The following is an 11569-nucleotide window of genomic DNA, read 5'->3' on the forward strand; positions in this document are numbered from 1 at the left end:
GCACGGTAGGATCCTCAGGGCGGTTTTGAGTCCGGTTAAAATCTTCAGACGGGTAGCACACCCGTCTTCTCGTTATACGGCATGTTCCAACGCGGTCAGCAGCGGCGACCGGTTGACCCCTCGCGCAACAAATCCACGGCAATTGGCGGGTAAGTTCGCAAGGGCTCGACGAGCACTGATTTCGTCCGGGAATTCAGCGAATAAACTGGCGCCAGTGCCCGTCATTCGAGACGGCGCGTATTCTACCAACCACTGTAAGGTTATTGCAACAATGGGGTAGAGACGTTCAACCAGTGGCTGGCAGTCGTTTCGCCAGTCTGAGTTACGCAACCAATTGCCATTTGAAGCGCCAAAAGAGTTTAGTACATCCGCTTTGCTGATGACCTTGCTATTGCGGATTAAATCCGGATGAGTAAAAACGGCAACAGTGCTGACATGGCAAGCTGGCGTGACAACTAAAAAAACTTTTTCAGGAAGGTTAACCGGCGTCAGTTTTTCACCAACACCTTCGGCAAAAGCGGTATAACCTTCCACAAAAAGTGGCACGTCGGCGCCAAGCTTCAGGCCAATAACGGCCAGTTCAGCCACAGATAAATTCAGCTGCCAGAGTTTATTCAGCGCATGCAAAGTGGTGGCAGCATCGGAAGAACCACCGCCTAAACCACCGCCCATCGGCAATTTTTTATCTAAAAATATTTCAGCGCCGGCATTGGCTGCGGCATAAGGTTTTAATGCCATCGCTGCGCGATAAATCAGATTGTCTTCGCCTTCGAGACTTTTGTCGTTACAGCTCAGTTGAATTTCGCCTGACTGATTGGCGCTAAATTCCAGTTCATCGCCGCTATCAAGCATCTGAAACAAGGTTTGTAATAAGTGATAACCGTCGGCGCGCCGGCCAGTGATATGTAAAAACAAATTCAGTTTGGCCGGGGCCGGTAATCGGAGCTGCTGCACTGTCACTGCCGGGTTTTCCTTTTTTATTTTGTTCTGATAGCGAGCTTTGTGTTATCGCCAGCCGGGTTGTCTGCCAAAGTCCTGGTTTACACCATTTTCCACTGACGGATCACCAGTTTTAATCGGGTGTCTTTGGACTCCAGCGTGATGCGTTTGGGTAACGACAGCTGATCAGGGAAAAACTCCGGATAACTGACCTGCCAGCGCCGGTTTTGGCTGTCGAGCAGGCTAAAGCTGATTAAGCGGCCAAGCGGGTCCCAGCGCAAATCACTGCCTTGCTGGCCAGCCATGCCTTTAAGCCAGAGCGGCATTTCAGCAATAGGTAAAGACCAGCCGGATAAATAATCCAGCAGCACTGCGGCACTTTGCGCCTGATGGGTTTCCCCGCTGACCTGCACTGTGGCGCCGCTGGCGTCGGTTTGGAGTTTAAAAATATTCACGCCGATAAAGTTGTTCATATCAGCACTGTAAAAGGCGCCTTGTTGTTGCCAGTTCAGACTACCACTGACACTGTCATTGGGGGCCTTTACCCCTAAGGAGGCGGTCAGTTCAAAATGGGTCAGGCTGGCCAGTTTCTGTTGCCGCTCTTTGGCTGGTAGCGGCATTTCCACTACCGCAGGCACTGTGGCACAGCCGGTTAACCACAACAGCGCCAGCAAGCACCAGGTTTTAGTCTGAAAAATCACGTTTTTTCCTATCAGCGTCTGCTGCTGCAACTGCAGCGTCTATGGTTGAAATGGGCAGAGTTGTTATGCTGTAGCCTTTTTTAGTTGCCTTGCACTCTGGCCTGATGCAGTTAAGGCTTTTCTTGCCTTGTGTATTTTCGTACAATTCGCGCTTTCTTCGGTTTCCCGCCCGCTCTGCTTCGGGCCTTTTCAGGTGAATGACTATTTTTGCGCTTGGCATCAATCACAAAACAGCACCTGTAGCCTTACGGGAACAAGTGGCTTTTGCCCCTGAACAGGTGGCCGAAGCTTTGCTTGATCTGACCGCAAAAACGGCTGTCAGTGACGCTGTGATAGTGTCCACCTGTAACAGAACCGAGCTGTATTTTAGCGGCTCCGAGGCACAATCGAAACAGGTAATTGCATGGCTGGCGCAATTTCATCAGTTGTCTTTGCCTGAGCTGGCACCTCATCTGTATTTACATCAGGACAATGCCGCCACCACTCATTTAATGCGGGTGGCCAGTGGTTTAGATTCATTGGTGCTGGGTGAACCACAGATTTTTGGTCAGGTAAAACAGGCTTACAGTCAGTCCCGTCAGGTGGGCACCATAGCGCCGGTGTTTGAACGTTTGTTTCAGAAAACCTTTGCAGTGGCCAAACAGGTGCGTACCGACACTGAAATTGGCGCCAGTGCGGTTTCCGTTGCTTTTGCCGCTGTCGCCCTTGCCAAACAGATATTTGGCAAACTGGCCGATGTCAAAGTGCTGCTGATTGGCGCCGGCGAAACCATTGAACTGGTCGCCAAACATCTGCGGGAACAAGGCGCAGGTCAGCTCACAGTGGCCAACCGCTCTTATGACAGAGCTGCCGCTCTTGCTGCACAGTTTCAGGCGCAGGTGGTCAGTCTGGCGCAGGTGCCCCAGGCGTTGGTGGATGCTGACGTGGTGATCAGTTCCACTGCCAGTACCTTGCCGATAGTGGGTAAAGGTATGGTAGAGCAGGCGCTGAAAAAACGCCGGCACAAACCGATGTTTCTGGTGGATTTAGCTGTCCCCCGTGATATTGAAGCTCAGGTGGCTGAGCTTGAAGATGCGTATTTATACACTGTGGACGATTTACAAAATATCGTGTCGCAGAATATGCAGTCGCGCCAGCAAGCCGCGACGCAGGCCGAAACTATGATAGCTGCAGGTGCTGCCGAGTTTAGCCAGTGGCTGCAGCTGCAGGGCAATATTGACTGGGTGCGCGATTATCGCGAGCGTTGTGAAAACGTCACCCAGGAATTATTGCAGCGCGCCGTCAATCAACTGGCCAGTGGCCAGAACAGTGAGAAAGTGTTGCAGGAATTTGCCACTAAACTCAGTAACAGATTAATGCATGCACCAACCAAAACTATCCGCCATTTGTTGCAGGAAGAGCAGGTTGATGCCAAAACTTTGATCAATTTTTTAGTAGATATCTAATCAGGTACCCCATTTCCCATGAAAGATTCGGTTTATCGTAAGCTCGAAGGTCTGGTTGAGCGCCACGAAGAAGTGCAGGCGTTACTCAGTGACGGCGGTGTAATTTCAGATCAGGGCCGGTTCCGTGAGCTTTCCAAAGAATACAGCCAGCTTGAGCCTATAGCCCAGGCTTTTGCCCAGTATCGTGGTGCGCAGGACGACTTACAAAGCGCTGAAGAAATGTTTAAAGACAGCGATCCTGAGATGCGGGAAATGGCGCAGGAAGAATATAAAGCAGCGAAAGAACGTATTGAGCAGCTGGATCAGGAACTGCAGATTTTATTATTACCTAAAGATCCCAACGACAATAACAACTGTTTCCTGGAAATCCGCGCCGGTGCCGGTGGTGACGAAGCTGCTATTTTTGCCGGTGATTTATTCCGCATGTACAGCCGTTTTTGCGAGAAAAAACGCTGGAAAGTGGAAATTGTCAGCTGTAATGACGGTGAACACGGCGGTTACAAAGAAGTCATTGCCAGTGTGCAGGGTGAAGGGGTGTACGGCACGCTGAAGTTTGAATCGGGTGGTCACCGGGTACAACGGGTGCCTGCTACTGAATCACAGGGCCGGGTGCATACCTCAGCCTGTACTGTGGCCATTATGCCGGAAGTGCCGGAAAGTGAAGCCATTGAAATTAACCCGGCTGACTTAAAAGTCGATACCTACCGCGCCTCAGGTGCCGGTGGTCAGCACGTCAACAGAACCGACTCTGCCATTCGTATTACTCACTTGCCAACCGGCATAGTGGTGGAATGTCAGGATGAGCGTTCACAGCATAAAAACCGCGCCCGGGCTATGGCGGTGTTGCAGTCGCGTATTCAGGCGGCTGAAGATGAAAAACGCCGGCTGGCGGAAGAATCAACCCGCCGCTCTTTAGTGGGCTCTGGCGATCGTTCTGAACGTATCCGTACCTATAACTTCCCGCAAGGCCGCTTAACCGACCATCGCATTAACCTGACGGTGTACCGTTTACTGGAAGTGATGGAAGGGGATCTTGATTTAGTGCTGGGCCCGCTCAGCCACGAACATCAGGCCGACTTATTAGCAGCGCTGGCGGAAGAAAACCGCTAATGCCAAATGCCGGCAAGCCAATGCCGCCGGGCAGCACCGCGCAGCAAGGGAGCCCAGCGCAGCAAGAGAGCACAGCGGAGCCCGACAGCGCAGCGCAGCAAGGTAGCACAGTTCAGCAATGGCTGCTGCAGGCTGCCACTGAACTTGAAGCCTTGGCTTTGCTGGATCCGGCTTTGGATGATGTGCGCCTGGAAGCCAGGCGCTTAACGGCAGATGTGCTGGGTTGGTCACCCACGGCGTTATTAGGCCGCAGTACAGATGTGCTAAGCCCCGCGCAACTAACTACCTTGCAACAAGCGCTGAGCCGCCGTTTAACCGGCGAGCCGCTGGCTTATATCACAGGGCGCTGGTGGTTCTGGGATTTAGAACTGGAAGTAGCGCCTTGTACCCTTATTCCCCGTCCTGACACTGAATTGTTGGTCGAACAGGCGCTCAGCCTGGATTTACCCGCCAATGCCAATGTGCTGGATTTAGGCACAGGCACCGGCGCTATTGCACTGGCGCTGGCCAAAGCCAAACCGCTCTGGCAACTGCTTGGGGTGGATTATTCCGCTGATGCGGTGGCGCTTGCCAACCGTAACCGCGCCAGGTTGCAACTGCCTAACTGCAGCTTTGTGCAAAGTGACTGGTACAGTGCCACCGGTAACAACCTGTTTGACCTGATTGTCAGTAACCCACCTTATATCGATGGGAAGGACCCGCATTTGACCCAGGGCGATGTGCGGTTTGAGCCTTTGTCAGCGCTGGTGGCTGCCGATCAGGGCCTGGCTGACATCCGGCTGATTTGCCAGGGTGCCCGCAGCAGATTAAAGGCCAACGGCTGGTTATGGCTGGAGCATGGTTATCAGCAAGCCGATGCAGTGCAGGCTATTTTGCACGAGAACGGTTTTATTGAGGTACAGTCGCGCCGTGATTATGGCAATCAATGGCGTATCAGTGGCGGCATGTTGCCACCCGCCTGATTTTCCTCAGCTTTTTTTACCAAACTTTCCGCTTTATCTTGTCGTAATCTTTTGACCCTGTGCTAATTAGCGCATATAACTAATGGAAATGACATCAATTGGTTAGCATGAGGGATTTGGAGTGGCCAACGATTTTCTGTTTGCAGATGAACCTGAAGAAGTAAGCCCAAGTCACAGTGGCAGCTGGAAGGTTTTAATCGTCGATGACGAGCCTGAAGTGCATGCGGTGACCAAACTTGCCCTCAGCGACTTTTCTTTTCAGGGTAAAAATCTGGAATTTATCAGTGCTTATTCCGGTGCTGAAGCGAAAAAAATGATCGAACAACATCCGGACGCGGCCATTATGCTGCTGGATGTGGTGATGGAAACCGACGATGCCGGTTTATTGGTAGCGCGTTATATCCGTGAAGAGCTGCACAATCATTATGTGCGTATTATTCTGCGTACCGGACAGCCAGGGCAAGCGCCGGAGCGGCAGGTCATCGTCAACTACGACATCAACGACTACAAATCCAAAACCGAGCTGACCGCACAAAAACTCTTTACTGTGGTGATGTCGAGCCTGCGCTCTTACCGCGATATTTTGTCGATTGATGCCAGTCGTCAGGGGCTGGAAAAAATTATTACCGCCTCGGCCGATTTATTTTCTGCCCATTCGATGGAGCAGTTTATTGATGGTGTACTGCAACAACTGACGTCCATTTTAGGCTGCAACGACAACGCCCTGCTGGTTACGTCAAGCCTGGTGGCGGGCAACACCCATGAAAATCAGGATCCGGATCAGTTGGTGGTGTTTGCCGGTTTAGGGGAATTTGAACATAAAGAAGGGCAGGCGGTGGCCTCTGTGCTGGATCCAACCTTAATGGCGGCCTTTCATCAGGCGTTGCACAGCCGCAGTATTGTGTACCGCGACAATTATTTAGTGGCGTATTGCACCAGTAAATTTACCCATGGTTCTTTATTGTATGTGTCGGGTTTGCCAAGTCAGGTTAATGAAAACCAAAAACGGCTGATTGAGCTGTTTTCGCAAAATGTGCAAATCGCTTATGAAAATGTACAGCTGCAGCATGAAATTGAAGATACCCAACGCGAAATAGTGTACCGCTTAAGTGAAGCTGTAGAGCAGCGTTCGATTGAAACCGGTAATCATGTCAAACGAGTGGCTTTTATTTGTTATGACCTGGCCAAAGCTTATGGCTTGTCTGACACTGAAGCGGAAAAGCTAATGTTTGCTTCTCCTTTGCATGATGTGGGTAAAGTGGGGATTCCCGATGGCATTCTGAATAAACCAATGAAACTGCAGGAACATGAATGGGAAGTGATGAAAACCCATTCCAGCATTGGGTATGAAATCTTAAAAAACTCCAAAAGAGCCATTATTCAGGCTGGCGCTATTATTGCGCGGGATCACCATGAAAAATGGGACGGCACCGGTTATCCGGCAGGTAAAGCGGGGGAAGATATTCATATTTACGGTCGTATTGCGGCTATTGCCGACGTGTATGATGCACTGCGTCACCGCCGTTGTTATAAGTCGGCCTGGACTCAGGAAGCGGCGATGGAAAAAATTATCAGTGAATCCGGCAAACAATTTGAGCCGGCGCTGGTAGAAATCTTAAAAAGCCGGGTCGACAAAATAGAGGCAATTTTGCAAAAATACCCGGACGAAGATGAATAAGCTCCGGCTCTTGCGAAAACCGGGATAACAAGCTCAGACAGACCACCTCAGGGTGGTTTGTTTTTGTCGGTGGTAGTAAAAACTGCTGCAGCCTTGGTACTTGTTATTGCCCGCTGCAGACTGCGGACAATAACAAATAATTTTTTAATTTTTATGGGGTTACTCTGATGTATATGGCAATCAAACACAGTCACATGCTACTGGTGGCGTTAAGTCTGGCGTTTTTAGTATTGCGTTTTGTCATGTCGCTGCGTGGTGCTGCACTGCTGCAAACGAAGTTTTTTAAAATTGCGCCCCATATCATCGACACTTTGTTGTTGTTATCGGCGGTGGCGCTGATGGTGACTATTCAGCAGTATCCTTTTGTCAATCCATGGCTGACCGAAAAACTGCTGGCGGTGCTGGCTTATATTGCTTTGGGTGTGATGGCATTTAAAGGCCGTACTGTGACACTGCGGGTGTTTGCTTTTGTCGGTGCCCTTGGCTGGCTGGTGCTGGCGGTAAAACTGGCCATGACAAAAACGCCATTATTATTTGGCTAATCACCTGGCTGCTGGTGTTAAACTGCCGCCGTTTTTTAGTTTATTTTTGAGGAGGCCTGATGGCCATTCAAACAATTCAGGTAGCTGATATTCAGGTTGCCAATGACAAACCCTTTGTACTTTTTGGTGGCATGAATGTGCTGGAGTCGCGCGACATGGCGCTGCAGGTGGCAGAAGCTTATGTCAAAGTCTGCGAAAAGCTGGGGATCCCGCTGGTTTTTAAAGCATCTTTTGATAAAGCCAACCGTTCTTCTATTCATTCTTACCGTGGCCCCGGCATGGAAGAAGGTTTAAAGATTTTTGAAGAGATTAAACGCACTTTTCAAATTCCACTTATTACCGACGTGCATGAGCCTTATCAGGCGGCGCCTGTGGCTGAAGTGGTGGATGTGATTCAGCTGCCGGCGTTTTTGGCCCGTCAGACCGACTTAGTGATTGCGATGGCCAATACCGGCGCTGTGATCAATGTGAAAAAACCACAGTTTCTGGCACCGCACGAAATGCGCCATATCATCACCAAGTTCCGTGAAGCCGGTAACGACAAAGTGATTTTATGTGAGCGGGGTTCCAGCTTCGGTTATAACAACCTGGTGGTGGACATGCTGGGCATGGATGAAATGAAACAATATGCCCCGGTGATTTTTGACGCCACCCATGCGCTGCAAAAACCTGGTGGCCGGGCAGATTCAGCCGATGGCCGTCGTGCTCAGGCCGCGCAGCTGGCGCGCTCTGGTATGGCCCTTGGTTTAGCCGGTTTATTTATTGAAGCGCACCCCAATCCAAATGAAGCAAAATGTGACGGCCCTTGTGCGCTGCCTTTGAGCAAATTGGAAGGGTACCTGACACAAATGAAAGCGCTGGACGATTTAGTGAAAAGTTTTGCGCCGCTGGATACGTCAGCGAATTAAGTTTAATTGCCGGATGCTGTGTAGTATCAGCGCCATTTGGCAGCAACGCCGGCTTATCCGGTGTGGTAAATGAAGTAGCACAAAGGCAATGGTAAAAAACAAAAGGCGCGCCCTAAAGATTGGCGCGCCTTTTTATTTGGTGTTGCAGAATGCTGCTTCCTATGACAAAGGCCGTTGTCTGTTAGTAGCGTTGTTGCACATAAGCCACCACATCCTGATACCTTTGCCGCAGTTCCAGTGTCTGCTGAGCCAGCTGGTCAAAATCGGCACTTTCGCTGCCTTGCTCCAGTTGCAGTGCAATCTCGGTCAGCTGTAAAGCACCGACACTTTTGGCCGCCGATTTGAGCTGGTGTGCCGTGGTGTGCAGGCCGTTTCTGTCCTGCAGTTGAATGTTTTGTTCAATCTGCGACAGTAAACCGGCTGCGTGATTCACAAAATAATTCAGATGTTCTTCGTGTTTGGCCGGCTCATTGCCGAGGAAATTGGCAATGGTGGTAAAACAAATCGGCGGACTGGTTTTATTGTTTTGGGTTAAAGCGGCCGCTGTGGCAACAGGGCTTGGGTTTTTCTCCAGTGGCAACCAGCGTTGTAGCAGGGTTTCCAGCGTGGCCAGTTCAATAGGTTTGGTGATATACCCATCCATGCCCACACTTAAACATTTTTGCTCTTCGCCTTTAAGCGCATTGGCGGTGACCGCAATAATGCGGGTGAATTGGCTGTTTTCGTCATCATATTGCAGTGCTTCTTTACGAATGGCGGCCGCTAAATCATAACCACTCATATTGGGCATATGTAAATCGGTCAGCAGCAGCGGGTAGCGGTATTGCCGCCACTTTTCCAGCGCAAGAGCTCCGTCATCGGCCACATCCACGGCATAACCCAGCGCGTTTAACTGGTCCACTATGACCCGCTGATTCATCAGGTTATCTTCGGCCAGCAAAATCAGTTTGCCCTGGGCTCTGGCTTGTTCCTGGCTCGGTGCTGACAACGGCAGTTGTTGTGTTTTGTGTTGTTGCAGCGGTTTTTGTTTGCGTCCGGCTGAAATCAGCACTGTTTCATACAGATGGCTGCGGCAAATCGGTGCACTGTGCAGGTAATACACTTCAGGTGCATTGTGATCGGCAAGCTCAGGTAAATTGGTCAGAATGACAAAATGGCGGCCGTCTTTGGCTGATTTGGCCAGCAACTGATTGATCTGCTCCTGACTCAGCTGCTGATAAGTGGCATCCAGCACCCAGACCGCAGCTTCATTTTTCAGATTGGGCTGATGAGGCACTGTGATCATTTGTTCCAGCGCGGCCAGGTTATCGATAGTTTCTACATCGGCACCGGCATAACTGAAATAACTGTGCAGGCTTTCCAGATTAAGGGCGTCCATAGAAAATACTTTGATGCTGAGGTCGTGCAGATCCATCCGCAGCGCCAGGGTTTCCTCACTGCGGCGCATCGGCAGTTTTACTTTAAATTCAGTGCCTTTGCCTACTTCACTTTGTACTTCAATGTCGCCATACATCAGCGCGGTCAGGCGCTGGCAAATCGATAAACCCAGGCCGGTACCACCATATTTGCGGGTGATTGAGCCTTCGGCCTGGCTAAATGGCTGAAACACATAATGCAGCTGGCGCTGGGTCATGCCTTTGCCGTTGTCGATCACCGACAGCTGCACCACATCAAACTCCATATTTTCATCCAGCAAGTCGGCACGGATCTGCACTAAACCGGTTTTGCCATTGCTGGTCTGGGTGAATTTAATAGCGTTACCGGCCAGGTTGTACAAAATTTGCCGCAGCCTGACCGGATCACCCATCAGGCCATCCGGAATACGCGGATCGATATAAATTTTTAAATCAATCTGGCGCTGATAGGCCATCGAAATCAGAATTCGGCCCACTGCTTCAATAATGTCGCCCAGCGACAACGGAATAGACTCCAGCTCTAATTTGCCGGCTTCAATTTTTGAGAAGTCCAGAATGTCATCCAGAATACGCAACAGCGAAAACGACGACTCGCGGATGGTGTCGGTCATGCGAAATTGTGCTGTGGCCAGCTGGGTTTTACGCAATAAATCGATAGTGCCGATAATGCCATTCATCGGAGTGCGGATTTCATGGCTCATGGTGGCAAGGAAAGTGGATTTAGCCTCATTGGCTTTTTCGGCGGTCAGCTTGGCGCTTTCCAGCGCATCAGTGCGTTCTTTAATGCGGGTGTCTACTTCCTGTTTGAGTTTGGCAATATCGGCTTCTGAGCTTTTTAACTCTTTCTGGCCATGGGCAATTTTTTTAAACAACTGATTAATATTCAGTGCCAGCGCTGCCAGCCCATCGCGGCTGCTCAGGCTGCCGCTAAACTGGCCCAGTGCAATAGCTGCGCTGATATCGTCGTTCAGGCTGTCGATATCACGTTGCAGTCTTTTATTTAAATGAGCGGCCAATAACCAGGCCAGCACTAAGCCAATGATTAAACTTAAAATCCACTGCAGCAGCGTTGGCAGGTAATTAAAAGGGGCAATTTTACTGACCAGCATCAGCTGGCCTACAGTCTTGCCTTGTTGTTGCAGCGGCAGCAGATAAACCGAAAAACCAGTCTGTAATCTGGGCTGGGTCAGCGCCAGCGCCGGGTTAAAACCGGCCAGGCCGTTAGTGTGCACCATCAGGGCAGGTTCAGGTTTTTGTTGTTTGTATAAATAAGCGGCGCGGCCATCTTTGGCGTTATTCACCAGCTCCAATAAAGGCGCCGCATCGTCCCAGCGGTTCAGTTGCAGCATGGGCGTAATGGCCTGCGCCAGCAGCTGGGCGTCCTGTTGCAGATTGGTGCTGGCAGGCTGGGTCTGATGCTGTTGCCAGTCCTGATAAAAACCATAACCAGTTTGCAGGCTAACCAGCAACACCACCAGCAGCGACAGCCGGAGGAACAAAGGTGAAACAAAGGAGCTTTTTTCCATAAAAAACAACCGACCAGCCTGATGAATTAAAACAGATTTTTTATTCTAACCATTTTTATGTTGACCACCACTGTTTTGTCTTCGCCGGATCAATTAGTTAAGGCGGATGCTATCCATGCCAAAAAGCAGTTTTCTTTGCTTTATGCCGGGCTTTGCAGCAGGTTTTTGCTGCTTAATTGGCTATTTTGTACAACTTCTAGGCTGTCAGTGCTGTTCTGCCAAAAAAAAGTTGACTTGCCCCGGCAAAATCCGTTTAATACCCCCCGTTGCCCAGATAGCTCAGTCGGTAGAGCAGCGGATTGAAAATCCGCGTGTCGGTGGTTCGATTCCGCCTCTGGGCACC

Annotated in this window: 9 protein-coding genes and 1 tRNA gene; 7 read left to right on the forward strand and 3 right to left on the reverse strand. The window is 50.4% G+C overall.

Annotated elements, in window-relative coordinates; all coding sequences use genetic code 11:
* Window positions 1-72: 72 nt before the first annotated feature.
* Together ispE and lolB are read right to left on the reverse strand one after the other, a co-directional pair.
* Window positions 73-954 (reverse strand): 4-(cytidine 5'-diphospho)-2-C-methyl-D-erythritol kinase, encoded by an 882-nt coding sequence (ispE, locus tag N3Z11_RS16465; protein ID WP_260658302.1) that lies wholly within the window; start codon window positions 952-954, stop codon window positions 73-75.
* An 86-nt stretch (window positions 955-1040) separates the two neighbouring features.
* Entirely contained in the window at window positions 1041-1640 is a 600-nt protein-coding gene (lolB, locus tag N3Z11_RS16470) for a lipoprotein insertase outer membrane protein LolB (RefSeq protein WP_260658292.1), read from the reverse strand.
* Window positions 1641-1837: 197 nt separating this feature from the next.
* Between lolB and hemA the strand changes: the two genes are divergently transcribed.
* The 6 genes from hemA (at window position 1838) to kdsA (ending at window position 8285) form a co-directional block, all read left to right on the forward strand.
* Window positions 1838-3085, forward strand: a complete 1248-nt coding sequence (gene hemA, locus N3Z11_RS16475) for a glutamyl-tRNA reductase (protein WP_260658293.1) — start codon at window positions 1838-1840, stop codon at window positions 3083-3085.
* A gap of 18 nt (window positions 3086-3103) precedes the next feature.
* The gene (gene prfA / locus N3Z11_RS16480) at window positions 3104-4195 is read left to right on the forward strand and encodes a peptide chain release factor 1 (RefSeq protein ID WP_260658294.1); all 1092 of its coding nucleotides are present in this window, start codon (window positions 3104-3106) and stop codon (window positions 4193-4195) included.
* Complete coding sequence (gene prmC / locus N3Z11_RS16485) at window positions 4195-5157, forward strand: peptide chain release factor N(5)-glutamine methyltransferase (RefSeq protein WP_260658295.1); 963 nt, start codon at window positions 4195-4197, stop codon at window positions 5155-5157. Before prfA ends, prmC begins: the two co-directional genes overlap by 1 nt.
* A gap of 121 nt (window positions 5158-5278) precedes the next feature.
* Complete coding sequence (locus tag N3Z11_RS16490) at window positions 5279-6835, forward strand: response regulator (protein WP_260658296.1); 1557 nt, start codon at window positions 5279-5281, stop codon at window positions 6833-6835.
* 167 nt (window positions 6836-7002) lie between these two features.
* The gene (locus N3Z11_RS16495; protein WP_260658297.1) at window positions 7003-7377 is read left to right on the forward strand and encodes a SirB2 family protein; all 375 of its coding nucleotides are present in this window, start codon (window positions 7003-7005) and stop codon (window positions 7375-7377) included.
* A 59-nt stretch (window positions 7378-7436) separates the two neighbouring features.
* Window positions 7437-8285 carry a 3-deoxy-8-phosphooctulonate synthase gene (gene kdsA, locus N3Z11_RS16500; protein ID WP_260658298.1) on the forward strand — a complete coding sequence of 283 codons (849 nt, stop codon included), beginning with the start codon at window positions 7437-7439 and terminating at the stop codon, window positions 8283-8285.
* A 181-nt stretch (window positions 8286-8466) separates the two neighbouring features.
* On the opposite strand, the gene N3Z11_RS16505 is transcribed toward kdsA, so the two are convergent.
* On the reverse strand, window positions 8467-11226 hold the full coding sequence (locus tag N3Z11_RS16505; protein WP_260658299.1) for an ATP-binding protein: 2760 nt from the start codon (window positions 11224-11226) through the stop codon (window positions 8467-8469).
* Window positions 11227-11494: 268 nt separating this feature from the next.
* On the opposite strand from N3Z11_RS16505, the gene N3Z11_RS16510 reads away from it, so the two are divergent.
* Window positions 11495-11567: transfer RNA gene (locus N3Z11_RS16510), tRNA-Phe, on the forward strand.
* The last annotated feature ends 2 nt before the right edge of the window (window positions 11568-11569 follow it).

Source organism: Rheinheimera sp. 4Y26, from assembly GCF_025245835.1.
In the GTDB taxonomy this organism is placed as follows: Bacteria; Pseudomonadota; Gammaproteobacteria; order Enterobacterales; family Alteromonadaceae; genus Pararheinheimera.